This is a genomic window from Actinobacillus genomosp. 1 (genome assembly GCF_029774175.1).
In the GTDB taxonomy this organism is placed as follows: domain Bacteria; phylum Pseudomonadota; class Gammaproteobacteria; order Enterobacterales; family Pasteurellaceae; genus Actinobacillus.
Genome location: NZ_CP103834.1, coordinates 1,967,386 through 1,993,805 on the forward strand (window position 1 = coordinate 1,967,386; position 26,420 = coordinate 1,993,805).

27 protein-coding genes are annotated in these 26,420 nt (G+C 41.0%); 17 read left to right on the plus strand and 10 right to left on the minus strand.

Annotated elements, in window-relative coordinates:
- The first annotated feature begins 13 nt into the window (after window positions 1-13).
- On the plus strand, window positions 14-1,234 hold the full coding sequence (locus NYR63_RS09160) for a capsule biosynthesis protein (protein ID WP_279457239.1): 1,221 nt from the start codon (window positions 14-16) through the stop codon (window positions 1,232-1,234).
- Window positions 1,235-1,327: 93 nt separating this feature from the next.
- Here the strand turns inward: NYR63_RS09160 and NYR63_RS09165 are convergent, their stop codons facing one another.
- Window positions 1,328-2,290, minus strand: a complete 963-nt coding sequence (locus tag NYR63_RS09165; RefSeq protein ID WP_279457240.1) for a hypothetical protein — start codon at window positions 2,288-2,290, stop codon at window positions 1,328-1,330.
- A gap of 237 nt (window positions 2,291-2,527) precedes the next feature.
- Between NYR63_RS09165 and NYR63_RS09170 the strand changes: the two genes are divergently transcribed.
- Complete coding sequence (locus tag NYR63_RS09170) at window positions 2,528-3,505, plus strand: putative oxygenase MesX (protein ID WP_279457241.1); 978 nt, start codon at window positions 2,528-2,530, stop codon at window positions 3,503-3,505.
- A gap of 18 nt (window positions 3,506-3,523) precedes the next feature.
- On the plus strand, window positions 3,524-4,558 hold the full coding sequence (locus NYR63_RS09175) for a methionine synthase (RefSeq protein WP_279457242.1): 1,035 nt from the start codon (window positions 3,524-3,526) through the stop codon (window positions 4,556-4,558).
- Between the two features lie 124 nt (window positions 4,559-4,682).
- On the opposite strand, the gene NYR63_RS09180 is transcribed toward NYR63_RS09175, so the two are convergent.
- From NYR63_RS09180 to NYR63_RS09190, 3 genes are all read right to left on the minus strand, one after another.
- Entirely contained in the window at window positions 4,683-5,363 is a 681-nt protein-coding gene (locus NYR63_RS09180; RefSeq protein ID WP_018651504.1) for a 3-keto-L-gulonate-6-phosphate decarboxylase UlaD, read from the minus strand.
- Window positions 5,364-5,435: 72 nt separating this feature from the next.
- A complete protein-coding gene (locus NYR63_RS09185; RefSeq protein ID WP_279457243.1) occupies window positions 5,436-5,903 on the minus strand; it encodes a PTS sugar transporter subunit IIA in 468 nt (155 codons plus the stop codon).
- Between the two features lie 77 nt (window positions 5,904-5,980).
- Window positions 5,981-7,789, minus strand: coding sequence for a PTS ascorbate-specific subunit IIBC (locus NYR63_RS09190; RefSeq protein ID WP_279457244.1), 1,809 nt, complete (start codon window positions 7,787-7,789; stop codon window positions 5,981-5,983).
- Between the two features lie 473 nt (window positions 7,790-8,262).
- Here NYR63_RS09190 and ulaG point away from each other — a divergent pair, with 473 nt between their 5' ends.
- The 4 genes from ulaG to NYR63_RS09210 all read left to right on the plus strand — a co-directional run bounded on the left by ulaG (window position 8,263) and on the right by NYR63_RS09210 (window position 11,855).
- Window positions 8,263-9,354, plus strand: coding sequence for an L-ascorbate 6-phosphate lactonase (ulaG, locus tag NYR63_RS09195; RefSeq protein ID WP_005599176.1), 1,092 nt, complete (start codon window positions 8,263-8,265; stop codon window positions 9,352-9,354).
- A gap of 101 nt (window positions 9,355-9,455) precedes the next feature.
- Complete coding sequence (gene ulaR / locus NYR63_RS09200) at window positions 9,456-10,202, plus strand: HTH-type transcriptional regulator UlaR (RefSeq protein WP_279457245.1); 747 nt, start codon at window positions 9,456-9,458, stop codon at window positions 10,200-10,202.
- Window positions 10,203-10,287: 85 nt separating this feature from the next.
- On the plus strand, window positions 10,288-11,148 hold the full coding sequence (locus NYR63_RS09205; RefSeq protein WP_279457246.1) for an L-ribulose-5-phosphate 3-epimerase: 861 nt from the start codon (window positions 10,288-10,290) through the stop codon (window positions 11,146-11,148).
- Entirely contained in the window at window positions 11,142-11,855 is a 714-nt protein-coding gene (locus NYR63_RS09210) for an L-ribulose-5-phosphate 4-epimerase (protein ID WP_279457247.1), read from the plus strand. The genes NYR63_RS09205 and NYR63_RS09210 overlap by 7 nt, the downstream gene beginning before the upstream one ends.
- A 163-nt stretch (window positions 11,856-12,018) precedes the next feature.
- Here NYR63_RS09210 and NYR63_RS09215 read toward each other — a convergent pair whose 3' ends face one another.
- Window positions 12,019-12,648: an FKBP-type peptidyl-prolyl cis-trans isomerase gene (locus NYR63_RS09215; RefSeq protein ID WP_279457248.1), complete on the minus strand. Its 630-nt coding sequence runs from the start codon at window positions 12,646-12,648 to the stop codon at window positions 12,019-12,021.
- 326 nt (window positions 12,649-12,974) lie between these two features.
- On the opposite strand from NYR63_RS09215, the gene NYR63_RS09220 reads away from it, so the two are divergent.
- Entirely contained in the window at window positions 12,975-13,712 is a 738-nt protein-coding gene (locus NYR63_RS09220; RefSeq protein ID WP_279457249.1) for a hypothetical protein, read from the plus strand.
- 167 nt (window positions 13,713-13,879) lie between these two features.
- Here the strand turns inward: NYR63_RS09220 and rfaD are convergent, their stop codons facing one another.
- Together rfaD and def are read right to left on the minus strand one after the other, a co-directional pair.
- Complete coding sequence (gene rfaD, locus NYR63_RS09225) at window positions 13,880-14,806, minus strand: ADP-glyceromanno-heptose 6-epimerase (protein WP_279457250.1); 927 nt, start codon at window positions 14,804-14,806, stop codon at window positions 13,880-13,882.
- A 139-nt stretch (window positions 14,807-14,945) separates the two neighbouring features.
- On the minus strand, window positions 14,946-15,458 hold the full coding sequence (gene def, locus NYR63_RS09230) for a peptide deformylase (RefSeq protein ID WP_039195517.1): 513 nt from the start codon (window positions 15,456-15,458) through the stop codon (window positions 14,946-14,948).
- 185 nt (window positions 15,459-15,643) lie between these two features.
- On the opposite strand from def, the gene dprA reads away from it, so the two are divergent.
- Window positions 15,644-16,798 carry a DNA-processing protein DprA gene (dprA, locus tag NYR63_RS09235; protein ID WP_279457251.1) on the plus strand — a complete coding sequence of 385 codons (1,155 nt, stop codon included), beginning with the start codon at window positions 15,644-15,646 and terminating at the stop codon, window positions 16,796-16,798.
- A 44-nt stretch (window positions 16,799-16,842) separates the two neighbouring features.
- On the opposite strand, the gene NYR63_RS09240 is transcribed toward dprA, so the two are convergent.
- The 3 genes from NYR63_RS09240 to NYR63_RS09250 form a co-directional block, all read right to left on the minus strand.
- Entirely contained in the window at window positions 16,843-18,849 is a 2,007-nt protein-coding gene (locus tag NYR63_RS09240; protein ID WP_279457252.1) for an OPT family oligopeptide transporter, read from the minus strand.
- A 219-nt stretch (window positions 18,850-19,068) separates the two neighbouring features.
- The gene (locus NYR63_RS09245; RefSeq protein ID WP_279457253.1) at window positions 19,069-20,424 is read right to left on the minus strand and encodes a PTS ascorbate transporter subunit IIC; all 1,356 of its coding nucleotides are present in this window, start codon (window positions 20,422-20,424) and stop codon (window positions 19,069-19,071) included.
- 8 nt (window positions 20,425-20,432) lie between these two features.
- Window positions 20,433-20,705, minus strand: a complete 273-nt coding sequence (locus tag NYR63_RS09250) for a PTS sugar transporter subunit IIB (RefSeq protein ID WP_279457254.1) — start codon at window positions 20,703-20,705, stop codon at window positions 20,433-20,435.
- Between the two features lie 307 nt (window positions 20,706-21,012).
- Here NYR63_RS09250 and secE point away from each other — a divergent pair, with 307 nt between their 5' ends.
- The 8 genes from secE to fabG all read left to right on the plus strand — a co-directional run bounded on the left by secE (window position 21,013) and on the right by fabG (window position 26,417).
- A complete protein-coding gene (secE, locus tag NYR63_RS09255) occupies window positions 21,013-21,426 on the plus strand; it encodes a preprotein translocase subunit SecE (protein WP_279457255.1) in 414 nt (137 codons plus the stop codon).
- A gap of 1 nt (window position 21,427) precedes the next feature.
- The gene (gene nusG, locus NYR63_RS09260; protein ID WP_005599210.1) at window positions 21,428-21,991 is read left to right on the plus strand and encodes a transcription termination/antitermination protein NusG; all 564 of its coding nucleotides are present in this window, start codon (window positions 21,428-21,430) and stop codon (window positions 21,989-21,991) included.
- A gap of 285 nt (window positions 21,992-22,276) precedes the next feature.
- A complete protein-coding gene (gene rplK / locus NYR63_RS09265) occupies window positions 22,277-22,705 on the plus strand; it encodes a 50S ribosomal protein L11 (RefSeq protein ID WP_005599211.1) in 429 nt (142 codons plus the stop codon).
- Between the two features lie 4 nt (window positions 22,706-22,709).
- On the plus strand, window positions 22,710-23,399 hold the full coding sequence (rplA, locus tag NYR63_RS09270; RefSeq protein WP_005599212.1) for a 50S ribosomal protein L1: 690 nt from the start codon (window positions 22,710-22,712) through the stop codon (window positions 23,397-23,399).
- A 68-nt stretch (window positions 23,400-23,467) separates the two neighbouring features.
- The gene (locus NYR63_RS09275; protein WP_279457256.1) at window positions 23,468-23,881 is read left to right on the plus strand and encodes a hypothetical protein; all 414 of its coding nucleotides are present in this window, start codon (window positions 23,468-23,470) and stop codon (window positions 23,879-23,881) included.
- Between the two features lie 27 nt (window positions 23,882-23,908).
- Window positions 23,909-25,129 carry a beta-ketoacyl-ACP synthase gene (locus NYR63_RS09280; RefSeq protein WP_279457257.1) on the plus strand — a complete coding sequence of 407 codons (1,221 nt, stop codon included), beginning with the start codon at window positions 23,909-23,911 and terminating at the stop codon, window positions 25,127-25,129.
- Window positions 25,126-25,584 carry a dehydratase gene (locus NYR63_RS09285; protein ID WP_279458552.1) on the plus strand — a complete coding sequence of 153 codons (459 nt, stop codon included), beginning with the start codon at window positions 25,126-25,128 and terminating at the stop codon, window positions 25,582-25,584. Before NYR63_RS09280 ends, NYR63_RS09285 begins: the two co-directional genes overlap by 4 nt.
- A 101-nt stretch (window positions 25,585-25,685) precedes the next feature.
- Window positions 25,686-26,417, plus strand: a complete 732-nt coding sequence (fabG, locus tag NYR63_RS09290) for a 3-oxoacyl-ACP reductase FabG (protein ID WP_279457258.1) — start codon at window positions 25,686-25,688, stop codon at window positions 26,415-26,417.
- Window positions 26,418-26,420: the final 3 nt, after the last annotated feature.

Consider the following 26,420-nt stretch of genomic DNA (forward strand, 5'->3'; position numbering starts at 1 on the left):
AAGAGTATTACTTATGATTAGTCATTATTTAGATGATTTGATTGAAAGTTCGGAGCGAATATTATTATTACAAGGTCCGATAGGTTCTTTTTTTACCGAGCTATCGGAATGGCTGAGAACTCAAAATAAAACGGTCTTTAAAATTAATTTAAATGCCGGAGATGAATATTTTTATCCGAATACGATTTTAAATACGTTCGCTTATCGTGACAGTTTAGAAAATTTTCGTCATTATTTAGTTAATTTTTGCCAAACGTATCATATTGATAGTATTGTTTGTTTCGGCGATAACCGTAAGTATCACAAAATAGCAAAAGAAGTTTGCCAACATTTAACGGTAAGTTTTTGGGCGTTTGAAGAAGGATATTTTCGCCCTAATTACGTTACCTTTGAAAAAACGGGAGTGAATGCTTATTCTCCGATTCCATGTGAGGCACAGTATTTCAGACAATTTGAGGAATTGCCGGAGCCGGAAAAACCGCAACATGTTGCAAAAGGATTTTGTCCGATGGCAAAACTGGCAATCAAATATTATGTGTCGGCCTATTATCGCCGCCGTTATTATCCGAAATATCGCCATCATCGCCTCCTAAATGTGATGTATTATGTGAAACTATGGTCGATATCCGGCGTGAAGCGTTTATATTACTATTTGTATGATTGGAATTTCGCTAAACGGGTGGCAAAAGGCGAGTTCGGCGATTTTTTTATTTTACCGCTCCAAGTTTACGACGATAGCCAAATTTTAGTCCATAGCGATTATCCGAGTGTAGAGGCAGTGTTACGAGAAGTATTGTCATCATTTGCAACGAGCGCTCCCGAACATTTACGCTTGATTATAAAGCATCACCCGATGGATCGCGGTTTTATTGATTACGGTACAGTGATTGATGAATATATTGCGCAATATCCTGCGCTGAAAAAACGAATTTATTATATTCACGATGTGCCGATGCCGGTTTTCTTACGTTACGGTAAGGGAATGGTGACGCTGAATAGTACCAGCGGTATATCTGCGTTATTGCACAATATGCCGGTAAAAATATTAGGACGAGCTAATTATGACTTTGCCGGGCTGACCTATCAAGGCAGTTTAGATGACTTTTGGGCAAATCCGGAAAAACCGGATGACGGATTATTTAATGCTTACCGAAAATTTCATTTACATAAAACGCATATTAACGGTAGCTTCTATAACAAGGTGATTTTGCGTTATCCATATAATCAAAGTTAAATGGTAAGCGGTTATTTTTTCGCTATTTTCTGCAATTATAATAAAAAAGACTGCGTAATGGATTTTACGCAGTCTTTTTTGTTATATGAAAAGTTAAAAAATCACTTCTAAACGCATAAAGGTATTGATGAAATGATTACGGTCTTTGTCTTTATCGTTATAGAAGCTGATTTCCGGTTGAATAAACACCCAATTACGGAAAATCGGTTGGCGATAGCTGATAAATGGTCCGTAAGTGTTAAATTTTGAGTAACCTTTATCAAAACGTCCGCCCATAAAGATACCGTAGCTTAAACGTTTAAGCGGGGTAAAGTTATGCTGACGATAAAAGCTGTTTCCCCAGCCGGTTTCTTCATCCACATCATGTGTATATTGTAGGAATGTGTGGTTCATAATGAAGGTGTTTTCGCTATCAATATAACGATTTTCTAAATTGGTACGCAGGTAATGTTTACTATTGGTGCCGTAACGATAAATTTGTTCTAAACGAGTACCGAAATTATCGGTAATATCCCAAGTTTTACTTAAACGCAAACGTCCGAAAATATCACCGCCCGAACGTAAACCGCCGTCCAAATCGCTTTCAATGCCTAAACGCTTAATCTCATTTGACCAACGTAAACCGATAGAGGCGTTATCATTACGTGCTTGGCGGCTGTCATAATTACGATCACGCGGTAAATTACGGTAATTTTGCCCTACATGGTTTTTATCGCGCGCTTGGTTTTCCAAATCTTCATCACCGAATACCACACTCACGTGTTTTTTCAGTACCGGTAATCTGATTTTACCTCGCACACGCGGTTTATAGGAAAAACGGTCGTGTTTATTCCATTGGTTGTCTAACATCACCCGTAAACTTGCCGATGCCGGTTTATTCGGATCGGTTTCTCCCAGCCAGTCGTTGATACCGTTTGACCAGTCGTGTAATTTAGTACGAACCGAATTACGTTGCTGATCCGCCCAAGTATTTTCGGTTTGATCGGTTTCATTCGCAAGAGCGGGAATTGAAAGAGTGGTAAATAATGCGATGCATGTAAGTTTGAAATGTTTCATATGCGTGATCTTCATTCGGAAATTTGAGGTTATCATAATCCAAATTCGTCGGTGATTCAAAAAATACATTTTATTTTGGCTAATTACAGCCGATTATTTGATTAGCTCATTAAATGCATAATTTATGAATTTATTTCATAATTTTTAATAAAATGTTTCATTTTTATTCATAATTGATTTGCGCTAGATTATCTCTATTGAGGATTCGTAATGAAATTTAATACGGAGGTAATAATTATGAATATTCCATTCCACTACAACATTAAAACACTGAGGTTTGATGAGGAATATGAACCTAGTCGAAGCACACGTTTAACAACCAATTTTGCTAACTTGGCTCGAGGTGAACATCGTCAGAAAAATTTACATAACACTTTGCGTATGATTAACAACCGTTTTAATGATCTCGCCCATTGGGATAACCCGAAAAATGATCGTTATGCGGTTGAGGTTGAAATTGTGTCTGCGGATATTGTGATTGAAGGCCAAGAAGAGCATTTCCCTGCGATTGAAATGCTAAAAACCTACATTGTGGATAAGCACACAAATCAACGTATTGATGGCATTGTTGGCAATAGTTTCTCATCTTATGTACGCGATTATGATTTTAGTGTCTGGCTGATCAACCATAATAAAAACCAAGAAAAATTTAGTGCGCCCGCTAATTATGGTGAGTTGCACGGTAAATTGTTCAAATTATTAGCCGATTCAGAAGCTTATCAACAAATTTCGGCTAAAGCACCTGTATTCTGCTTAAGCGTAGCGAGTACCCGTACTTATACGCAAACCACTAACCACCATCCTATTTTAGGTACGGAATATACTCAAAACGCTTATTCATTAACAGATGATTACTTTGCGAAAATGGGAATGAAAGTTCGCTACTTTATGCCGCCTAAATCGGTTGCCCCGTATGCATTTTATTTTACCAGCGATTTGTTGAACGATTACTCTAATTTAGAGTTAATCGGCTTAATCAGCACAATGGAAACCTTCCAAAAAATCTATCGTCCGGAAATTTACAACGCTAACTCGGTTGCAGGACAAGTATATCAACCAAGTTTAACTTACCAAGATTATTCATTGACCACCATTGAATATGACCGTGAAGAACGTACGCAATTAGCGATTAAACAAGGCGAATTTACCAATGAATACTTTATCAAACCGTATCGTGAATTACTGGCTAATTGGGCAAAAACAGAAGTAATTTAATAAGTTAAAGAGAATTTTATGAAAACATTATTACCAACCTCAACCGCCGGCAGTTTACCGAAGCCATCTTGGATCGCCGAACCGGAAAAATTATGGTCGGAATGGAAATTAACCGGTGATGATTTACTGCAAGCAAAACGTGATGCGTTACTTGTCTCATTACAGGAACAAATTCAAGCGGGCATTGATATTGTGAGTGACGGTGAGCAAACTCGCCAACATTTTGTGACGACCTTTATTGAACATTTAGAGGGTGTGGATTTTACCAAACGTGAAATTGTGCGAATCCGTAACCGCTATGATGCCAGTGTGCCAAGCGTAGTCGGAGCCGTACACCGCCCCAAACCGGTTTTTGTTGAAGATGCTAAATTTTTACGCGCTCATACCGATCGCCCTATTAAATGGGCATTACCGGGTCCAATGACGATGATTGATACGCTATATGACGGACATTACAAGAGCCGTGAGAAATTAGCATGGGAATTTGCCACTATTCTTAATCAAGAAGCAAAAGAATTAGAAGCAGCCGGTGTAGATATTATTCAGTTTGATGAACCGGCATTTAATGTATTTTTTGATGAAGTAAACGATTGGGGCGTTGCAGCGTTAGAGCGTGCCATCGAAGGCTTAAAATGCGAAACAGCGGTACATATTTGCTATGGTTACGGTATTAAAGCCAATACCGATTGGAAAAAAACATTAGGTTCGGAATGGCGTCAATATGAAGAAAGCTTCCCTAAACTACAAAAATCAAACATCGATATTATTTCTTTAGAGTGCCAAAACTCTCGTGTACCGATGGATTTAATCGAGTTGGTACGTGGTAAAAAAGTGATGGTAGGCGCAATTGATGTCGCTACTAACGAGATTGAAACGCCGGAACAAGTGGCGGATACTTTAAGAAAAGCTTTACAGTTCGTTGATGCAGATAAACTTTACCCTAGCACAAACTGCGGTATGACACCGTTATCTCGCCAAGTTGCTCGTGGCAAATTGCAAGCCTTAAGCGCGGGGGCTGAGATTGTTCGTCAAGAAATTCCGGCTACAAAATAAGGCATAAATAAAAATCCTCGTGCTTGGATATATTCACGAGGATTTTAATCTTTGAACAAGCGTTATTCATAGCAAAAAATTTCCACAAATCGACCGCTTGTATGCTTTAACGTAACACTAAATATTACGCCCAATATTTATCAATTTCAGCACGAATCGCTTCGGCGGTTTGTTTACCCTTTTCACCGACTAAAGCACGACCGGCAATAAATGCTTTGGCGTTTTTAATTTCTTTAAATAAATGAATTTCTTCCGGTACGATACCACCGGTAATCGATAGTTCTAAACCAAGTGCTGAAAGTTGTTTCATTAATTCGACATCTTCCGCCGTCCAACCTTTACCTGCCAATTCCGCATCGCGAGAACGGTGGTAAATCGCTTGTTTTACGCCTAATTCAACCCATTCTTTCGCATCTTTTTCTACCGTCCAGTTACCGTAGATTTCAATTTGGATTTCTTTCTTCACTTTTAATTCCGGATGTGCCGCATTGAAGTCGTCCGCTACTTTCTTACACGCCGCTTTGGTTGCCGGATGTGCCGCTGCTGAAACGGTCAGCCAGTCTGCGCCCGCTTCGAATGCCATTTTCGCTAAAATCGCACCGCCGTCAGTAGTTTTTAAATCACATACGATAATATGATTCGGATGTAGCGCACGTAAGGTGGAAACCGCTTTCATCCCTTCCGCACAAGCAAGAATCGTACCGCACTCAATAATTTCTACTACGCTTTCCGCTTGTTTCGCATCCGCAACCGCTTTTTCTAAACTTAATGAATCTAATGCAATTTGGAGTAATGGTTTTGACATATTTTGTTCCTTTTACGAATTTTTAAATGGTACTTTATTCCTCTCTCCCGCAAGCAGAGAGTGGGAGAATTTCTAGCCAGCTAATGCCTGATCAATCACCGCATAAATATCTTCTTTGGTTTGACAACGTAAGATTTTGGCTAAATCTACTCCGGTATCGCTGTCCGGATCATCCAAGACTTGGGTAATTTCCATTAAACCTTCCATATGTTTATCCGAATCGCTGCCAGCAAGGGTAACCAATACCGAAACCGGTTCGTCTTCGCCGTCGAAGGTAATCGGTTCCGCTAAAGTAACTAAAGCGAACGATGTTTTAATTACTCCTTCTTCCGGACGTGAGTGAGGCATCGCCAAACCCGGTGCAAGAATGATATAAGGCCCCATTTTTTCGATATTTTCAATAATACTGGTGTAATAACGAGGTTCAATCGCACCTGATTTTTCTAATAAATCCGTACCTAGTTTGATCGCCGCTTTCCAGTCCGCCGCACGTTGATTTAAAAGGATTGAATTATTTTCGATAAGCGATTCTTTTAACATAGCTTTGCTTCCTTTAAGTTGGATAAGTTTAATTTAATCGGAAATAAACCCGCCTCCATTAAGAGGCGGATGTCAGATTATTGATATTTTTTGATAAGAGCCAATAACTCTTCACCGAAAGTATTCGGATTTAACATATTTTGTACGCCTAAGACCGAGATATGTTCGTTTGCCACAATCTCATTTTGTAAGTGTTTAGAACATACAATAATATCTACCGAACCTACTTTACCTTTATGATCGGTTACTGCGCAAGAGTCCATAATATTCGGTACACCGCGTTTATCAAGATATTGTTTAATTTTCATTTTCATCATCATTGATGAACCTTGACCTGAGCCGCACACCGCTAAGATACGTACCGCTTTGGTTTCGCTTTCGGCGGTATTGGTATTTTCCGCTTGTGCCGGAGCTTCTTCTTCAATCGGTTCGCCGAAGCCGTATAATTGGTCTACGGTTTTGCCTTCCGCTTTCGCTCTTGCTTCATCGGCACGTAATTGTTTACCTGCAAACGCCATATAAACAAGGGCTAATGCGATACATACGAAGGTTGCACCGGCAGGGCTAAAGAACATACCTTGGATAATCGGTGGGAATAATAACGCCCAGTCCGCCATACCCATCCAGCCGTTAAAGCCCGCACCGCCTTCCGTACTGGTAATTAAGCTTACTACCCATGCGGAACCGAGTACCTCGATGATACCCATCACGAAACAGATTTTCATCACCGCTTTCCAGCCGCCGAAGTGGTTTGCGAATACGCCGATTGTCGCGTTAGAGAAGAACATCGGGATAAAGCCCGGGATAATTAACACCGCAGCCGAAGCGTCGCCGCCGAATTGTTGATAAGCGATTAATAAGCCGACCGCAACGAATTGACCGATGGCACCCCACATAAAACCGAATACCACCGCATTTGGCGAGAATGCATAAGTTGCCGCACAGTCAATCGCTAATACCGCATTCGGAATTAAACGTTCGGAAATCCCTTTGAACGATTCGGATAATTCCGCCACGAACATACGTACGCCAAGTACGATAACTTGGATTGCCACCGCAAATTTTAAACCGGTTTCAAAGATGTAAATCGTCCAATGGGTTTTACCCGCCATTTGTTGTAAGTTATCTAAACCGAATGACATTAAGATAATACCGAAGAACACGGTCATCACGATTGCGGTTGCAGAGATACTGTCGTGGAAAATATGTAACCATTTCGGTAAGTCGAGTTTGTCCACGCTTTCTTCTTTTTTACCTAGTTTCGGCGCGACTTTTGCCGCTAACCAAGAGGCGAATTGTTGTTGGTGACCGATAGAGAAACCCGCACCGCCGGTAATTTGTTGCGTTGCTTGGTACATCATATTAGAGAAGATACCCCAATATAACGCCATAATAATTGCGGTATAAACGACCACTTCCCAAGGTTTTGAACCGAGTAGCCAGAATACCACCGCAATTAAGCCCGCTTGTTGGAACATAATATGACCGGTAAGCATAATGGTACGAATACCGGTAAAGTGTCTGAACAGAACTAACAAGATGTTGAGGAATAATGCCAAGATTACCGCATAACCGACATACGCATAAGCGTCACCCATGGTACTGATGGTCGCCTGCCAGCTTGTGTAAGGGTCAATTACCGCACCTTTAAGATTATGGTATTTGGATAAACCTTCGATAACCGGTTTAAAGTTTTGTACAAGCGTACCCGAACCGACTTGTACTAACATAAAGCCGACAATCGTTTTAATCGTACCTTTTAAAATGGTGGTTGAATCTTTTTTGAGGAATATATAACCGATACAAGCGACAAGACCGAGCAATAGCGGTGCTTTCGATAGTATTTGGTCATTAATTGCCATAAAGATACTCATTAATGTATCCATAGTGAGCCTCTCTGTTCTATGTTGAGTAAGAATGATGAGATTTGGAAGATCTCAGTGTTTTTAGATTGGTTAAGTTAAATACAAAATGGCATAGACATCTGTGCCTACCGTGTAAATGATAAACAGTTACAATAGAACTAAAAAGATTATTTTTGATTATTTGTGAGCGAGATCACATTTTATTTTTCATTTATATGATTTTTATGTTCATATGTTAATAAAATGTATCGTCTTTCTCTATAACTGGGAAAATTATGCTTATATTTCATATGGATATGATTATCTATTTGTTTTATAAAGAAAATATTTTCTTAATAAAAAAGGGAAATGACCTAAAACGGAAGAGTTAGTCAGAAAAAATTAGAAGTAGATCACATTTTTCACAAAAATCATTTTACCAATACTGAATGATTACTTATGATTACTCTTGATTAAAATATTCATCTCTTCCTTCCAAAAATTAGGAGTTTACTATGGCTAAAGTTAATGAAATCACACGTGAAAGTTGGATTCTTTCTACCTTCCCTGAATGGGGCACTTGGCTAAACGAAGAAATTGAGCAAGAAGTTGTACCGGAAGGTAACTTCGCAATGTGGTGGCTGGGTTGTGTCGGCGTGTGGATTAAAACGCCTGCCGGTGCAAATATTTGTATGGATTTATGGTGTAGTCGTGGTAAATCCACTAAAAAAGTAAAAGATATGGTACGCGGTCACCAAATGGCGAATATGGCGGGCGTGCGTAAATTACAACCGAACTTACGTGCTCAACCGATGGTATTAGATCCGTTTGCGATTAATGAAGTCGATTTTATCCTTGCTTCTCACTATCATAGCGACCATATTGATGTGAATGTGGCGGCGGCTATTGTAAACAACCCTAATTTAAATCACGTGAAATTTGTCGGCCCGTGGCACTGCGGTGAATTATGGAAAAAATGGGGCGTGCCGGAAGATCGTATTATTGTAGTCAAACCGGGTGATGTCGTAAAAATTAAAGATGTTGAAATTCACGCATTAGATTCGTTTGACCGTACTTGTTTAGTCACTCTACCGGTTGAGGGTGCGGAAGAACAAGGCGGTGAATTAAAAGGTCTATGTCCGTCAGATGAGGAAATGGGACGTAAAGCGGTAAACTACGTGTTTAAAACACCGGGCGGTAATATTTATCATGGTGCGGACTCTCACTACTCAATCCAATTTGCGAAACACGGTAAAGAATTCGATATTGACGTGGCATTAAATAACTACGGTGAAAACCCGGTCGGTATTGCGGATAAAATGACCTCTATCGATTTACTCCGTATGGCGGAATGTTTACGTACCAACGTGATTATTCCGGTACACCATGATATTTGGACGAACTTTATGGCAAGTACGCAAGAAATTATTGATCTATGGCGTATGCGTAAAGATAGATTACAATATAAGTTCCACCCATTTATTTGGGAAGTCGGTGGCAAATACGTTTATCCGCGCGATAAAGACTTAATTGAATATCACCACCCGCGTGGTTTTGATGATTGCTTCGAGCAAGAGCCGAATATTCAATTTAAATCAATGCTTTAATTGAAGGCGAGCCACTCTTAACTGAATTTTAAGAGTGGCTTATTTTTCAGTTCATTGTTCATGGTTTAAAATGGATTACTTATATAAGCAAGGACATGGTAATGAACGAAATTTTTAGACATAAGAAGTTATTATCTACGTTAGAAGCAAAGCAAATGCTCTCAACGCTAGAGATTATGCATTTACTTAATGTTTCGCCGGCAACTGCGAGACGCGATATTAATAAATTAAGCGAACAGAAAAAATTGCGCAAAGTACGTAACGGTGCGGAAGCGATCAACGTACAAAAATCTATCGAACAAGATAAACCGATTAATAATTTCGATGAAAAACGTCGTATCGCCGAGGCGGCGAGCAGACTTTGTCGAGAAGGGGACAGCGTTATCCTGACCTGCGGTTCAACCATGCAATTATTGGGACAAGCATTATGCGGTCAAAAATTGCAAATTATTACCAATTTCCTACCGCTTGCCAATTACCTGATTGAGCAACAACATGATGACGTTGTGATTATGGGCGGGCAGTATAATAAAAATAAAAAAGTTACGCTTTCGCTCAACCAACAGAATGAATTTATGTATGCCGCGAATATTATGTTTACCAGCGGTAAAGGATTTACGCCGGAAGGTTTATTTAAAACCGATATGATCATTGCCAATTCCGAAGCGCAAATGTCATCAAAAGCAAGCAAATATGTCGTTTTGCTGGATAGTACCAAACTCGGTAAAGAAATCGGTATGTTATTTAGAGATATCAATAACGTCGATCTGTTAATTACCGGTAAAGAGGCCGATCCTAACATTGTTCAATCGATTAGAGATAAAGGTGTAGAAATCATTCTTGCCTAGCTTAACGATATATCGGAATATATAAACAAGCGGTTAAAAAGTTTTGTTTTTTTACTAAAAATATTATTCAAACCGGGGGATGAATATGAGAAAACATAAGTTGGGAATTTACGAAAAAGCATTACCTAAAAATATTTCTTGGCAAGACAGACTTTCGATTGCTAAAGCGTGCGGTTTTGATTTTGTCGAAATGTCCGTAGATGAAACGGATGAACGTTTAGCTCGCTTAGATTGGACTAAAGAACAACGAATCGAATTAGTCAAAGCGATCATCAATACCGGCGTGACTATTCCGTCAATATGTTTATCCGGTCATCGCCGTTTCCCGTTCGGTTCTCGTGATGAGGCCACTCGTCAAAAAGCCTATGAAATCATGGAAAAGGCAATCCAACTTGCGGTGGATTTAGGTATTCGTACCATTCAATTAGCCGGTTACGACGTGTATTACGAAGAACAAGACGAAGGCACGATTGAACGTTTCCAACAAGGCTTAGAATGGGCGACGGAATTGGCGGCAAGTAATCAAGTGACCCTTGCGGTAGAGATTATGGATACCAAGTTTATGAGTTCGATTAAACGTTGGAAAAAATGGGACGAAATTATCAAGTCTCCATGGTTTACCGTTTATCCGGATATCGGCAACGTTTCGGCTTGGAATGATGATATTGAAGCGGAATTTGCCTTAGGTATTGATAAAATCTCAGCAATTCATTTAAAAGATACCTATAAAGTTACCGAAACTTGCAAAGGACAATTCCGTGACGTACCGTTCGGTGACGGTTGTGTGGACTTCAAAGGTTTCTTCGAGATCTTGGCAAAATTAAATTATCGTGGTGCATTCTTAATTGAAATGTGGACGGAAAAAGCGGAAGAACCAATTGCGGAAATTATTAATGCCCGCCGTTGGATTGAACAAAAAATGAAAGAGGGTGGTTTCCAATGCTAACAGAATTATCTCCAAAATTACTTGCGATGCGTGATCGCGTATTTAAAGCGAATCTTGAATTACCAAAATATAAATTAGTCACCTTTACTTGGGGTAACGTGAGTGAAATCGACCGTGAAACCGGTTATGTGGCGATTAAACCTTCCGGTGTAGAATATGAAACAATGAAACCGGAAGATATCGTATTTGTCGATTTACAAGGCAACCGAGTATTCGGTGATAAAAAACCGTCTTCCGATACGGCAACCCATTTAGAATTTTACCGTCAATTCCCGAATATCGGTGGCGTAGTGCATACCCATTCACGTCACGCAACCGCATGGGCGCAAGCCGGTGAAGATATTCTTGCTTTAGGCACAACACAAGGGGACTACTTCTACGGTTCGGTACCTTGCACACGCCGAATGACACCGGAAGAAATTGCCGGCGAATACGAATTAGAAACCGGTAAAGTAGTGGTGGAAACCTTCCGTAAACGCGGTATTGATCCGGATATGGTGCCGGGCGTATTAGTTCACTCGCACGGGCCTTTCACTTGGGGTAAAGATGCGCACGATGCGGTGCATAATTCCGTAGTGTTGGAAGAAGTGGCGTATATGAATTTCGTTAGTCACCAAATTCGCCCTAATATCGGCTCAATGCAACAAGAATTACTTGATAAACATTACCTACGCAAACACGGTGCTAATGCCTATTACGGTCAATAAACTTTTCTGAGATTGTGTGTGTTGAAGCGGTCAAATTGCAGAATTTTTTGCAAACTCGACCGCTTTTTTATGTATTGAAAATCGTTTTTTACGCAACGAATATTGCTTTAGAACATAAAAAAGCCTCCGATAAGGAGGCTAAAAATATGGTTTGAACTAAAAATTATAGAATATCTAATAATTCCACTTCAAAAATTAAGGTAGCAAACGGAGGAATTGATGCGCCTGCACCACGTTCACCGTAAGCTAACTCTTGCGGAATGGTTAAACGCCATTTTGAACCGACCGTCATCAACTGTAACGCTTCAGTCCAGCCTTTAATCACGCCGCCGACCGGGAATTCCGCCGGCGTACCGCGTTTTACCGAGCTATCGAATACCGTACCGTCAATTAAAGAACCGGTATAGTGTACACGAACGGAACTTGCCGCTGTCGGTTTTGCGCCCGTACCTTCGGTTAAGACTTCATATTGTAAACCCGATTCGGTAACCACCACGCCTTTTGCTTTCTTGTTTTCTTCTAAGAACGCTTTGTTGTCCGCTTCAATCGCTTTAAATGCTTCCGCTTGTGCTGCTTCCGCACGTGCGCCTAACTCTTGTAACGCTTGAGTGACTTCGTTAAGGTCAATTGCCGGTGGGTTTTGATTTAATACATCATTGATACCGCGTGCAACCGCTTCCGCATCCACTTCCATACCGCTACTTAATAACTGCTGACCGATTTGTAAACCGATACCGTAACCGCCCTTTGCTTCCGTTGTTTCTAAAGCTACCGCATTGAAATCTAATGCCATTTTTGTTTCCTTTTATGATGGTGTAAAGACGTTTCCATTTATGGGGATGAATTTTAAGAATACAACCCTAAACGGCTCAGAAAATAGCGTTAAGATAGAAAACGTGAATGTCTCGTCTTTTGTGTATAAAAAACAACCAAACGGAAGAGCGGATGAGTTTGTGTTACTTACTCTAATTGACTAAGTTTTTACATTAAAACAATAAGATAGCGGTATTTGAGTGGATTGTAAGTATAATTAAGTGATTGATTGACAATTGAGCTGTTTGAAAAGTTAAAATATAATCCGCAATCTCTTTTTTTGATAGATTTGAGGTTCTGAATTAGATGCTTGGGGTTATCAATAAAATTGTATCTTCTTCTCTTTCTATGGCTTTTTTAGGTGTACTTAGTTGGTCTGCCGCCTATTCTTACGGCTGGGGACAGGCTTGCTTCTACGGGTTTCCTTTATGGTATGTAGATGTCGGAGCCGGAAATGTCGCTCGTAGCCTCGGTTACGTGTTTTACGTCACAGCCGTACTTTGTACCACTTACTTAATCGGCTTATTGTTATTAACCAAAGCCAAACCGTTTCTAAGCGAGTCCTGTATCAAACTTGTTCGCGCCACTATCTTATGTGCGCTTGCCACTTTACCTATTTTGATTATCAGCACGTTACTTAACGGTAAAATTTATCAACAAGCGGTTATTTCTTATTTCTGTGCGGTACTCTTATTTATTATCGCATTACGTAACGTGATTAATCGCCATATCAGCAATATCAATATTTATTCGGCAATTCAATTTTTCCAAAGTCATAAAAGTAACGTACTGATCTTTACTTATGCGTATTTCGTGATCTTTGCCTTTATGGTCGGTTATTTACGTCCGCATTTCAAAACACGCTTCGATATGATCGAAATTAATGCCCAAATGTATTATGTTCTCGCCAAATACAACAAAACCTTTATCTTGTCGAAAGAACTAAAAATAGATAATGATGAATTTTATCTGTATGAACTAAATCCGAATCAGCTTGGTCATATCCAAATCGTCGATGCGCATCATCCGTTTGGGTTACAGTGATCTTGCGCTACGGATATAATCTGACCGGCAAATAAGCCGAAAGAGAAGAAGAAAACAATACTTATATCATTATAGAAAAAGCCCTTACTTATAAAACTAAGTAGGGGCTTTTATATGAGGCAATAATTTGCAAAAAATTCGCTAATTTTGACCGCTTTTGTTAGTTATTAGCGATTTAACCACGCCATATATTCTTTCGTACCTTCGGCTACGGTTTTAAATGTACCGGTGTAGCCTGCCGCACGGAGTTTGGTTAGATCCGCTTGGGTGAAGGTTTGGTAGCGAGATTTTAAATGATCCGGGAATGGGATTTTTTCGATTTCGCCTTTGCCATGGAAGTCTATCACCGCTTGTGCGACCGCTTGGAACGATTCCGCTTTGCCGGTACCGAGGTTGTAAATACCGGAAATACTGTTTTGCCACGCCCAAATATTTACTTTCGCCACATCTTCCACATACACGAAATCACGTAAGAAGGTTTCTGAACCTTCGAATAATTTCGGGTTTTCGCCTTTCAGCATTTGATTGTTTAAGTGGAACGCCACGCTTGCCATTGATCCTTTGTGTTGTTCACGCGGGCCGTACACGTTGAAATATTTAAAACCGCATACCGGCGAATCCGCTTCCGGTAAAATTTGGCGTACATATTCGTCAAATAGGAATTTTGAGTAACCGTAAGCATTGAGCGGTTGTTCAAATTTACGCTCTTCAATAAAGTTATCCGAACGGCCACCGTAAGTTGCCGCACTTGATGCGTAGAAGAACGGAATTCGGCGATCTAAACAGAAATGTAATAACTCTTTTGAATATTCGTAGTTATTGTGCATTAAGTATTTGCCGTCCCATTCGGTAGTTGCCGAGCAAGCACCTTCGTGGAATACCGCATCAATCTCGCCGAAATCATCGCCGGCAATGATCGAAGCGATAAAATCTTCTTTATCACAATAATCCGCAATATCTAAATCTACTAAATTTACGAATTTTTCGCCGTTTTTTAAGTTATCTACAACCAGAATATCTTTTCTGCCGATTTCATTTAATGCTTTGACGATATTGCTACCGATCATACCAAAGCCGCCTGTTACGATAATCATAGCTTTTTCCTTTTTGAAATTAAAAACGGGGATATTATCGGTGGATTGGGGCGGATTTGCAAATTTTGCCGCAAATTAGACCGCTTGTTAGCGAAGAAAGAAAAAGCGAGACAATGCTCGCTTTGCTTAATGAGTAGGATTACTTCGCACGCTCAATTTGTTTTTTGAGTTTTTGCATTTTTTCTTTAATGCGTTGGCGTTTAAGTGCAGAGATGTGATCCACGAACAGCACACCGTTGAGGTGGTCGATTTCGTGTTGAATACAGATAGCGAATAAGCCGTCCGCATCGTAAATCACTTCTTCGCCTTTACGGTTTAACGCTTTTACCTTCACTTTTTCTTTGCGTGGCACTAACGCACGATGACCGGGGATCGATAAACAGCCTTCTTCGATACCGGTTTCGCCGCATGATTCTAAAATCTCCGGGTTAATCAGTACCACTTGGTTAGTTTTATCGCCTTCAATATCAATCGTAATAACACGTTTTAATACGCCCACTTGCGGTGCGGCAAGGCCGATACCTTCGTGTTCGTACATTGTGTCAAACATATCATCGATGAACTGATTTAATTCATCGTCCACCTGTGCAACAGGCTCACACACTTTTGCTAACCCTTCATCCGGGTAAAGTACAACTTCTAAAACTGACATTTTTTTGTGATCTCAATCGAAAAATAAAAAATTATAAATTGGTTAATTAACTCGTTTTCTTATGATTGGCTATTTTGTGAAAGAGCATAGCCAAATAAGACGAACGTTTAAATAAATTACCTTTTTAATCGCGGTTTGTCTATGTTTCCTTTCAATAATCCATAATTAATTTGGGGAACTTATTAATGTCTCAGACTGATTTACTGAAATTATTGCAGATTCCGCAACTGGGCGCGCAGCGCATTGCTCGTCTGTTATCCGAAGTGGATTTTGCCCAATTTTGCCAATATGACAAACGCCAATTACAACAAATCGGTTGGAATGAGAAACAGATTCAACGCTGGTTTAATCCGGAAATGCGTTGGATTGAGAGTGCATTGGCGTGGGCGGAGCAACCGAATCAACATTTATTGACCTTATTTGATGAGGAATATCCGTTTTTATTACGGCAAATCAGCACCGCACCGCCAGTGTTATTTGTGCGAGGTTCGCTAAGCAGTTTGAGCTTGCCGCAAATTGCGATTGTCGGTAGCCGAGATTTTTCCGCTTACGGTGAATACTGGGCGGGCTATTTTACCGAACAACTGATTAAACATCATTTGGCTGTAACCAGCGGATTAGCAATCGGTATAGACGGTTTTTGTCATCAGCGAGCGGTAGCGGAACAGGGCATCACCATTGCCGTTTTGGGTAGCGGTTTAGAGCAAGTGTATCCGGCAAGACATAAAAAACTGGCGGAACAGATTGTTGAAAGCGGTGGGTCGTTAGTGTCGGAATTTTTCCCGAATCAACCGCCGCTTGCCGAGAATTTCCCGCGTCGTAATCGCATTATCAGCGGTTTGTCACTCGGTACATTAGTGGTGGAAGCCACATTAAATAGCGGCTCGCTGATTACCGCCCGTTATGCGTTGGAGCAAGGACGAGAAGTTTTTGCGTTACCGAATTCGGTACAAAATCCGTATGCACAAGGCTGTCATAAACTGATCAAAGAAGGGGCGGTCTTAACTGAAACGATAGAGGATATTTTACAAGCGATTCAATATCAACTGCCGGATCAGCCTCAGCAACAGGTGCTGTTTGAGCCGCAACAAGCGGTCGAAAAAGCCCCATTTTTTGCAAAAGCTGATGTGCCGAATAAGGTCAATCATCTTGCAAAAAAATTGCCGGAAATGACCGCTTGTCAGCAACAAATTGTGGAACATATCAGTCTTGAACCGATTTCGATTGACGATTTGGCGAAAGCGACCGCATTGGAAGTGGAAATGCTATTAGTCGAGTTATTGGGTTTGGAATTATTAAGTGTGATTAAGCAAGTGAGCGGCGGTTATGTCAGGCAATAAAAAAACGGCATCCGAAGATGCCGTTTAATGCAAAGAAGGGAAATTTATTTTTTCGCTTGCAGTACACGGCGAGCGAAAATAATACAACCGATCACAAATAGCGTTAAGCCGAGTAATTCCGCCATTCCGCCCCAGTTTTCGAGATTTAAGGCTAACGGCGCATCAGAACCGCCGGATGTTACCGAACCTGCGATAATGAAAGCTAAGATAACTCCGACTAAACTTTCGCCCACGATTAAACCGGCTGCAAATAAAGTACCGAAACGTTCCGCTTTTTTACTTGCCGCTTCGACATCTTTACCGTTACGTTTAGCGTGGCGTTTAATATGACGATTGACTAACCAAGAAAGCGTTGCACCGATAATTAACGGTACGTTTACCACCGGCGGTAAGTAAATACCGATACCGACCGCTAAAGTCGGTAAACCTAAACGACCTGCGCTGGCTTTTTTCAGTAAGGTATCAATGATAATTAAGCAGATACCGAAAGCAACCCCGACTAAGATATAAGTCCATTCAAGGCTGTTTGAGAAAATACCGTTAGAAATGGTCATCATAATAGTCGCTTGCGGCGCGGAAAGTGCTTGTGTCGCATCCATTCCCTCACGTGGCATTGCACCGGCAAAACCGTATGCGTGGTACAGAATTTCTAATACCGGTGTGATAATTAACGCACCGACGATACAACCGATAATTAATGCAAATTGCTGACGCCATGGTGTTGCTTTCACTAAATAACCGGTTTTTAAATCTTGTAAGTTATCGTTTGAAATCGTCGAAACACAGAACACGATTGACGCGGTGAAAATAGTTAATGCGGTTAAGAAACGTTGTCCGTCCGCATTCTCCATTAAGCCTGCGGCATTGCCTACCATCATCAGGATTACGGAAATAATCACGATAGAGATGATACCGATACCTGAAATCGGGCTTGATGACGAACCGACTAAGCCTGCCATATAACCGGACGCTGCAGCGACTAAAAAGCCGACTACAACCGCAAGAATGGTACAAACCACCACCAATAAGAAAGCTAATTCCATTGATAAACCGACCGGTTGTAAGAAGCTGACTAATGCCACGATAATTAATGCGATACTGGCTAAAATCGTATAAATCATCGTTTTCGGCGAAAGGTCTTGTGCGGTACGTTCAAGACTTTGCATTGACGGATCTTTTAACGCACGAAACGCTTGAGACATACCTTGTACCATCGGTTTAAAGAGTACTAATAATGTCCAAATCGCTGCAATACCGATTGTACCTACCCCGATAAAGCGTACGTTGCTTTTCCATAAACCGGTTGCGAAACTTACCATATCCGCATCGGCAGGCATCGGCGTGGTTGCGGTGAAATAAGGTACGGCAACACCCCAAGTAAAAATTGTGCCGACTAACATCGCAATACCGCCCATCATACCGACTAAATAGCCGGCACCGAGTAAGGCAAAAGAGAAACCCATCGGTAATTGGAATATCGCATTACCGCCTTTAAACCAGTAACTCGCACCGTCGGCAACTACACGTAAACCGTTGGTTAGGAAACTGACTGATGCGGCTAACAGACCGCCGGAAACAATTTCTTTAATACCGCTGTCTTTGTTATCGCTTTCATCACCGGCTTTTAAAATTTCTGCCGCTGCAACACCTTCCGGATAAGGCAAATCGCTTTTTACTACCATTACGTTTCGTAACGGAATAGTAAAAATAACCCCTAAAATACCGCCGGAAATACAGATTAATAAAGTTTGCCAGAAAGGAAAAGATTGCCAGTAACCCATCATTAATAATGCCGGGATCACAAAAATAACTGAAGATAGTGTTCCTGCCGAAGAGGCTTGTGTTTGTACCATATTGTTTTCAAGAATGTTTGAGCCTTGAAACATTTTTAACACAGCCATGGAAATAACGGCTGCCGGAATGGATGAAGCAAACGTCATCCCGACTTTTAGACCTAAATAAACATTAGAGGCGGTAAATACTACCGTGATCAATGCCCCTAAAATCATCCCCCTTAGGGTAAGCTCACGTAGAGCCGTAGAATTATTCATAATTCCTCCAAAAATAAATAAAGCTACATATTATAGGAAAATCAGCCGATTTACATAATTATTCAGCTTGTTTTATCGCTATTTAATCGAATATTTACGTAAAAAAGTGATATTAAGCAAAAATAAAGCCGATTTTATTCAAATCGGCTTTAAGTGAGGGGATGTTTAATTGCATTAAAATGCAGTTTTTGCAATTTTTTATGAAAATTTAATCGCTTGCTATTTGGTTTCTAGCGTAGGTTTTTTAGCTAAATAGTTGTAAGCGACTAACAGAGCGAATAAACCGACGATAATCGCAGTAATCATATCTTTATTGAATACTTGCGCCATATAGCCTAAAACGATACCGACACCGCCGAAGTCAGCGTCAGAGAAAGTCGTGTTAGCAAAACCTAACGAGCCGAGAACAGGCAATAAGAACACCGGTAAGAAAGTAATTAATATACCGTGTGCAAATGCACCGATAATCGCACCGCGACGACCGCCGGTTGCATTACCGAACACACCGGCGGTTGCACCGCAGAAGAAATGCGGTACTACGCCCGGTAAGATTAAGACCCAATTTAATTGTCCTAATACGGCTAAACTAATGACCCCGCCGGCAAAGCTGGCTAAGAAACCGATTAATACCGCATTCGGTGCATAAGGGAACACAATCGGACAATCTAGTGCCGGTTTAGCATCCGGTACCAATTTTTCGGAGAAACCGGTAAATGCCGGTACGATTTCCGCTAAAATTAAACGTACCCCTTGTAGAATCACATAGACACCGGCAGCGAAAGTAATCGCTTGGATCGTTGCATAGACTAAATAATGTTGCCCGCCGCTGAGGGTTGAAACATAGTCGCTACCGGAGGCAATCGCTAATACATAGTAGATCACCATCATAGTGAGTGAGATTGAAATCGAACTATCGCGTAAGAAACTGAGGTTTTTCGGTAAATCCATTTCTTCGGTAGATTTTGAGCCTTTTCCGACTGCTTGTCCGATCGCACCGGATAAGACATAGCCTAACGTACCGAAGTGACCGAAACCGACATCATTACTATCGGTAATCTTACGCATATAACGGTGAGCGATTGCCGGGAAAAACGCCATAATTAAACCTAAGGTTAATGAACCGACAAACACCAGTTGTACGTCTTCAAAACCGGCTACGGTAAGAATCACACCGATCATACAGGCCATATAAAAGGTATGATGACCGGTTAAAAAGATAAATTTCAAACGGGTAAAACGGGCAACGATAATATTGGCAACCATACCGAACGCCATAATCAGTGCGGTAGCGGTACCGTATTTCTCAATCGCCATTGATACGATCGCTTCGTTATTCGGAATAATACCTTGTACGTTAAACGCATGTTCAAACATACCGCCTAACGGTGTTAAAGAACTAAGCAGCACGGTTGCACCGCCGCTAAGTACCAAGAAGCCGAGAATGGTTTTAATGGTACCTTTGATAATATCGGTTAATGCCTTTTTCTGTGCCACTAATCCGGCAAATGCGATTAAACCGACTAAGACGGACGGTACTTTGAGAATATCCAGAATGAAAAAGAGAATAGAGTCCATAACTCACCTCACGCACGATTAAAATAAGCGGTCAATTTTTCTTCAAATTCACCTACGCTAATGATGTTCTTAACAACAATGATTTTATCCGGATCGATGGTACTGCTACCGGCAATATCTTTTGCCATGACAAAGACATCCGCATCAGCCGGTGTTACGGAGGCTAAATCGGTATGACCGACTTCCGCATCAACGCCGATTTTGGCTAATGCCTTTTTGATGTTCATTTCCATCATAAAGCTACTGCCGATACCGTGACCACAAACCGCCATAATTTTCATATACGCCTCCGTTTAAATAAAGAAAAAATAAATTCACGACTTCGGAAAATTCGAAGTTGGATTGACTATAAAATAGAACAATCGCTGACCGCAATGAGCAGAAACGAAAAATGTGATGCAGCTAACATTTATTATTTGAGTCGGAATTTAATGAGGGTAGGCTTTTAGGATTCATTGCTTGAAAAAGCTGTTTTAGAGAAAAATCGGATAAATTTTCATAAAAGATCGTGGCAAGTGAAGTTAAAAATGTTAGAATCCAACGCTTTTAGAAATAATTGTTCTTTTTTTACAAAATTTTAGGTTTTATATGGCTACTGAGATTAAAAAGAAAACCCCTGAACAAGTCGAAGAAAAGGGCGTTAAAAGTAAGGGCGTAAACAGCGCGTTATGGTGTTTAGCTATCTTATTACTTGCCGTGGCGGCGATTGGTAATGCATATTTTGCATCGAGTTTTTCGCTTGTCGTACGCGTATTATTACTTGTCGTATTAGCGGTTGGTGCGGTAGTGCTTGCAGCAATGACTAACCAAGGTCAAAAAGCAATTGGTTTTATCAAAGAATCTCGCACAGAGCTTAGAAAAATTATTTGGCCGACTCGCCCTGAAGCGACCCAAACAACATTAATTGTACTCGCAATGTGTGTGGTTGTGTCATTAGTACTATGGGGTATCGACTCTATTATCGTTACATTGGTTACGTTTTTAACAAATTTAAGGTTCTAAAATGAGCGAAGTAGAAAATACAGAAGCAACAAAAATGCGTTGGTATGTATTGCAAGCGTTTTCCGGTTTCGAAAACCGTGTTGCGGTAACATTGCGTGAATATATCAAATTACACCAAATGGAAGATCAATTTGGTGAAGTATTAGTACCGACTGAAGAAGTTGTTGAAAGTGTCGGTGGTCGCCGTCGTCGTACCGAGCGTAAATTCTTCCCGGGTTACGTATTAGTACAAATGGAAATGAATGACGATACTTGGCATTTAGTAAAAAGCGTGCCGCGTGTAATGGGCTTTATCGGTGGAACGGCGGATAAACCGGCTCCGATTTCTAAACGTGAAGCGGATCGTATTTTGAACCGTGTGCAAGAAACGGCGGAAAAACCACGTCACAGAAAAGAATTCCAACCGGGCGAAAATGTACGTGTAACCGAAGGTCCGTTCGCAGACTTTACCGGTACGGTGGAAGAAGTAGATTACGAAAAAGGTCGCTTGAAAGTATCCGTATCTATTTTCGGACGTGCGACACCGGTTGAACTGGAATTCGGCCAAGTAGAAAAACAATCGTAATGGTTTGTGATTTTACAAAATAAGATTGAAATTAAGCGGTTTATTTTCAAAGAATATTTGCAAAAATAAGTTTAAAAATAACCGCTTTTCTTATTCCACAAAATGTTTTTTATCGGCGATTTAATATTCGGGCAATTAAATTTCATTATTCAAATAGTTTTGCTTGAAAAATGATCGCAAGTTGTTTAGAATAACCGCCCTATACGAGTTGGCTTGCTAACTCGTTTTTTGTGTAACAGGGGAGCCGATTTTCGGCGTTATTACCCACTTAGAGGAAACTTAAAAATGGCAAAAAAAGTCCAAGCATACGTTAAGTTGCAAGTTGCAGCTGGTATGGCTAACCCTTCACCACCGGTTGGTCCTGCATTAGGTCAGCAAGGTGTTAATATCATGGAATTCTGTAAAGCATTCAACGCTCGTACCGAGAGCTTAGAAAAAGGTTTACCGATTCCTGTTGTTATCACAGTTTACGCAGACCGTTCATTCACTTTCGTAACTAAAACTCCACCGGCGGCAGTATTACTTAAGAAAGCTGTAGGTATCAAATCTGGTTCAGGTAAACCGAACAAAGATAAAGTGGGTACAGTAACTCAAGAGCAATTACGTCAAATCGCTGAAACTAAAGCGGCAGATATGACTGGTGCTACTATCGAAACTAAAATGAAATCAATCGCTGGTACAGCTCGCTCAATGGGCTTAATCGTAGAGGAATAATACAATGGCTAAATTGACTAAAAAAATGAAAGCAATTAAAGCTGGCGTAGATTCTACTAAAGCTTACGAAATCAACGAAGCGATCGCAGTTTTAAAACAATTCGCAACAGCTAAATTCGTTGAAAGCGTAGACGTAGCGGTGAACTTAGGTATCGACCCTCGTAAATCAGACCAAAACGTACGTGGTGCAACAGTATTACCACACGGTACAGGTCGTACAGCTCGCGTAGCAGTATTCACACAAGGCGCGAACGCAGAAGCAGCTAAAGCAGCAGGCGCTGATTTAGTAGGTATGGAAGATTTAGCAGAGCAAATCAAGAAAGGCGAAATGAACTTTGACGTTGTTATCGCTTCTCCAGATGCAATGCGTGTTGTAGGTCAATTAGGTCAAGTATTAGGTCCACGCGGCTTAATGCCAAACCCAAAAGTTGGTACTGTAACTCCAAACGTTGCTGAAGCAGTTAAAAATGCTAAATCAGGTCAGATCCGTTACCGTAACGATAAAAATGGTATTATCCATACAACGATCGGTAAAGCAGACTTCGCACCTGAACAATTAAAAGATAACTTAGTTGCGTTATTAGCAGCGTTAAACAAAGCTAAACCAACAACAGCTAAAGGTATCTTCATCAAGAAAGTAAGCATTTCTACAACAATGGGTGCTGGTGTTGCTGTTGATCAAGCATCACTTTAATTTTTGATTAAAATAAAGACCGTATAGGGTAAAATCTATGCGGTCTTTTTTTCGTTTTAAGGAAAATAATGCTAAAATTTTGGATTGTAATCTTTACACTATTTTTGACCGCTTGTACGAGTCTGCCCTCAGTTAAAACATTACCGACTCAAACGAAAAATATTCGGCTATTTAAAGTAGAAAGTAGGGGGCAAGCAAATTTATTATCAGTACAGTTTGAAGCCAACCAATGGCGTTGGGTACAAACCGACCCGCTAGGTTCGCCTAAAGCGAGAGTAGTATTAGATAAAAATGGCTGGAAAAATGATGGATTTATCATGCCGAATCAGCAAGCTAAACAGCTTTTTACGGCGATTGCAGTTGCACTTAATCCTAATAATCCGCCCTTTGAGCTAAATAAAAACTGGCGGATTGAGCAAAATGGTATGCATTTTAATATTATGCTTCCTGATGGTTCGGAATGGAAAGTGAATGAACTATAATAATTAAATACGGATAGAAAGAAGAACATGATGAAATTATTCTTATCTCGTCCTGCTGTGATGAGTGCCTTAGGAGATGATCTCAATACTCACTTAGATGTGTTGCTGAACAATAAGCCATCGCCTCTTGCCGCCACAGATATACCTTATTCTGTACATGGCATTATTGGCCAAGAGAAAATGCTGGGCGAAGTAAAAGTGACGCTACGTGAGTTTCCTGCTGAGTTACCAGCAGAACATCGCAGCCGCAATAATCAACTGTTATGGCATGTATTGGCACAAATCGAACCGCAAATTGAGCAAGTGATTGCTCGCTTCGGTAAGCAACGTGTTGCGGTGGTTATGGGAACTTCAACCACCGGCGTAGATGAGAATATTCCAGTTTTCCAATATGCAGCGGAACATAACGATTGGTCCGGTAAACCATTCTGGCAGCAGCAACAATATTTTTCCGCTCCAGCAGACTTTGTTGCCTACCAATATGGTGTGCAAAGTGCTAGTTATGGCATCTCAACCGCCTGTACTTCAGGAGCAAGAGCATTGATTTCTGCGGCTCGCTTATTAAAAGCCAATCTTTGTGATGCGGTGATTTGTGGTGGCGTAGATACGTTATCTCCATTGACCATTAGCGGTTTTAGCTCATTGGAAGTCCTTTCGGATCAGCGCACCAATCCGCTTTCTGCTAATCGTAATGGCATTAATATCGGTGAAGCGGCTACGGCATTTATTATGACCAGAGAAGCCATTGATGAACATCGAATTGAGCTACTTGGCTATGGTGCAAGCAGCGATGCTTATCATATGTCTAGCCCACATCCTGAAGGTATCGGCGCGATTTCTGCTTTTGAAAATGCGTTAAAATCAGCCGCACTTTCAGCAAATCAAATAGGCTGGATTAACTTGCATGGTACGGGGACGGTACATAATGATCAAATGGAAACGCTTGCGGTTGCAAAAGTTTTTGGAAATCAGACCGCTTGTACCACAACTAAGCCTTACACCGGACACACGCTCGGTGCGGCAGGTGCATTAGAAGCTGCCATTTTATGGGCGGTGATTAGCCGAACTTATAATCCGCAAGGTATTTTACCTCCACAACTTTGGGACGGTATGCGAGATGAAAGTTTGCCTGAAATTCTCATTACCGATGAACATAGCCGCTGGCTACCAGGCAGACGCCTTGGTGCGAGCAGTTCCTTCGCATTTGGCGGCAATAATGCAGTGCTGATTTTAGGAGAAAGTGAATAATGGACTTTACACTGCCGATTGAAAATGTTGCGCCATTAGTGCCACAAAGTGGTGAGATGGTACTCATCGATCGTGTTATCGACTTTGGTGAAGACTTCTTAACTGGCGAAGCAGAAATTCGCTCAAACCATATCTTACTCAACGCGGGAAAACTGCAAACTTTTGCTGGCATTGAAATTATGGCACAGGGGATTGCCGCGTGGGCGGGAATTCAAGCGAGAAAACGCAACGAACCGGTAAGATTAGGTTACTTGTTAGGCACGAGAAAACTTTATATTACGCAACCTGAGATTGCAGTTGGTAGTCAATTAATGATTGAAATTAAAATGTCTATTCAAGATGCAACGGGTTTTGGTGTCTTTGATTGTCGGCTTATCGACAAAGCAACTCACCAAACATTACTGTCAGGCGCATTAAATGTGTTCAGCCCAAAAGACGGCAAAATTCAGAAATAAAGTTGATACGATAAATTTAACATAGGGGTGGGTCCTGTGCCCGCTCGAATAGAAACAGAATTTTATGGGCGGGCACAGGACCTGCCCCTACGGAAATAGAAATGTCAGATAAAACAGTCCTTATTACTGGTTCAAGCCGTGGCATTGGTAAAGCGATTGCATTGAAATTAGCACAGTCAGGTTTTGATATTGTGGTGCATTGTCGTTCACGTATTGAGGAAGCAGAAGCTGTGGCGGAGGCAGTGCAAAAGTGCGGTCAAAATGCACGAATTTTACAATTCGATGTGAGTAATCGTGAAGAATGCCGAGCAAAATTGGAAGCGGATGTGGAAGCAAACGGAGCTTACTACGGTGTGGTATTAAATGCAGGTTTAACCCGTGATAATGCGTTCCCAGCATTAAGTGATGATGATTGGGATAGCGTACTTCGCACCAATTTAGACGGTTTTTATAATGTACTTCATCCTGTGATGATGCCAATGATCCGCCGTCGTAAAGCGGGACGAATTGTTTGTATTACTTCTGTGTCTGGTATTATCGGCAACCGTGGACAAGTAAACTACAGTGCCTCAAAGGCTGGTTTAATCGGTGCGGCAAAAGCGTTAGCCGTGGAATTAGCGAAACGCAAAATCACCGTAAACTGCGTAGCCCCAGGCTTGATCGACACGGAAATTTTAGATGAAAATCTACCGCTTGAACAAATTCTTAAAGTGATCCCAATGGAGCGAATGGGCAACCCAGAGGAAGTTGCGCATGCTGTAGATTTCCTAATGGACGAAAAAGCGTCTTACATCACCCGCCAAGTGATTGGCGTTAATGGTGGATTGTGTTAGAAA

What these genes read in the sequence shown, in the direction of transcription:
- dprA (WP_279457251.1), top strand. Translation starts at nt 15,644, where the DNA reads ATGTCTCAGACTGATTTACTGAAATTATTGCAGATTCCGCAACTGGGC.
- NYR63_RS09170 (WP_279457241.1), top strand. Translation starts at nt 2,528, where the DNA reads ATGAATATTCCATTCCACTACAACATTAAAACACTGAGGTTTGATGAG.
- NYR63_RS09160 (WP_279457239.1), top strand. Translation starts at nt 14, where the DNA reads ATGATTAGTCATTATTTAGATGATTTGATTGAAAGTTCGGAGCGAATA.
- NYR63_RS09210 (WP_279457247.1), top strand. Translation starts at nt 11,142, where the DNA reads ATGCTAACAGAATTATCTCCAAAATTACTTGCGATGCGTGATCGCGTA.
- rplK (WP_005599211.1), top strand. Translation starts at nt 22,277, where the DNA reads ATGGCAAAAAAAGTCCAAGCATACGTTAAGTTGCAAGTTGCAGCTGGT.
- NYR63_RS09275 (WP_279457256.1), top strand. Translation starts at nt 23,468, where the DNA reads ATGCTAAAATTTTGGATTGTAATCTTTACACTATTTTTGACCGCTTGT.
- NYR63_RS09280 (WP_279457257.1), top strand. Translation starts at nt 23,909, where the DNA reads ATGATGAAATTATTCTTATCTCGTCCTGCTGTGATGAGTGCCTTAGGA.
- NYR63_RS09165 (WP_279457240.1), bottom strand. Translation starts at nt 2,290, where the DNA reads ATGAAACATTTCAAACTTACATGCATCGCATTATTTACCACTCTTTCA.
- ulaR (WP_279457245.1), top strand. Translation starts at nt 9,456, where the DNA reads ATGAACGAAATTTTTAGACATAAGAAGTTATTATCTACGTTAGAAGCA.
- NYR63_RS09180 (WP_018651504.1), bottom strand. Translation starts at nt 5,363, where the DNA reads ATGTCAAAACCATTACTCCAAATTGCATTAGATTCATTAAGTTTAGAA.
- NYR63_RS09215 (WP_279457248.1), bottom strand. Translation starts at nt 12,648, where the DNA reads ATGGCATTAGATTTCAATGCGGTAGCTTTAGAAACAACGGAAGCAAAG.
- nusG (WP_005599210.1), top strand. Translation starts at nt 21,428, where the DNA reads ATGAGCGAAGTAGAAAATACAGAAGCAACAAAAATGCGTTGGTATGTA.
- NYR63_RS09190 (WP_279457244.1), bottom strand. Translation starts at nt 7,789, where the DNA reads ATGGATACATTAATGAGTATCTTTATGGCAATTAATGACCAAATACTA.
- NYR63_RS09220 (WP_279457249.1), top strand. Translation starts at nt 12,975, where the DNA reads ATGCTTGGGGTTATCAATAAAATTGTATCTTCTTCTCTTTCTATGGCT.
- NYR63_RS09185 (WP_279457243.1), bottom strand. Translation starts at nt 5,903, where the DNA reads ATGTTAAAAGAATCGCTTATCGAAAATAATTCAATCCTTTTAAATCAA.
- NYR63_RS09250 (WP_279457254.1), bottom strand. Translation starts at nt 20,705, where the DNA reads ATGAAAATTATGGCGGTTTGTGGTCACGGTATCGGCAGTAGCTTTATG.
- secE (WP_279457255.1), top strand. Translation starts at nt 21,013, where the DNA reads ATGGCTACTGAGATTAAAAAGAAAACCCCTGAACAAGTCGAAGAAAAG.
- NYR63_RS09175 (WP_279457242.1), top strand. Translation starts at nt 3,524, where the DNA reads ATGAAAACATTATTACCAACCTCAACCGCCGGCAGTTTACCGAAGCCA.
- NYR63_RS09205 (WP_279457246.1), top strand. Translation starts at nt 10,288, where the DNA reads ATGAGAAAACATAAGTTGGGAATTTACGAAAAAGCATTACCTAAAAAT.
- def (WP_039195517.1), bottom strand. Translation starts at nt 15,458, where the DNA reads ATGTCAGTTTTAGAAGTTGTACTTTACCCGGATGAAGGGTTAGCAAAA.
- ulaG (WP_005599176.1), top strand. Translation starts at nt 8,263, where the DNA reads ATGGCTAAAGTTAATGAAATCACACGTGAAAGTTGGATTCTTTCTACC.
- NYR63_RS09245 (WP_279457253.1), bottom strand. Translation starts at nt 20,424, where the DNA reads ATGGACTCTATTCTCTTTTTCATTCTGGATATTCTCAAAGTACCGTCC.
- fabG (WP_279457258.1), top strand. Translation starts at nt 25,686, where the DNA reads ATGTCAGATAAAACAGTCCTTATTACTGGTTCAAGCCGTGGCATTGGT.
- rplA (WP_005599212.1), top strand. Translation starts at nt 22,710, where the DNA reads ATGGCTAAATTGACTAAAAAAATGAAAGCAATTAAAGCTGGCGTAGAT.
- rfaD (WP_279457250.1), bottom strand. Translation starts at nt 14,806, where the DNA reads ATGATTATCGTAACAGGCGGCTTTGGTATGATCGGTAGCAATATCGTC.
- NYR63_RS09240 (WP_279457252.1), bottom strand. Translation starts at nt 18,849, where the DNA reads ATGAATAATTCTACGGCTCTACGTGAGCTTACCCTAAGGGGGATGATT.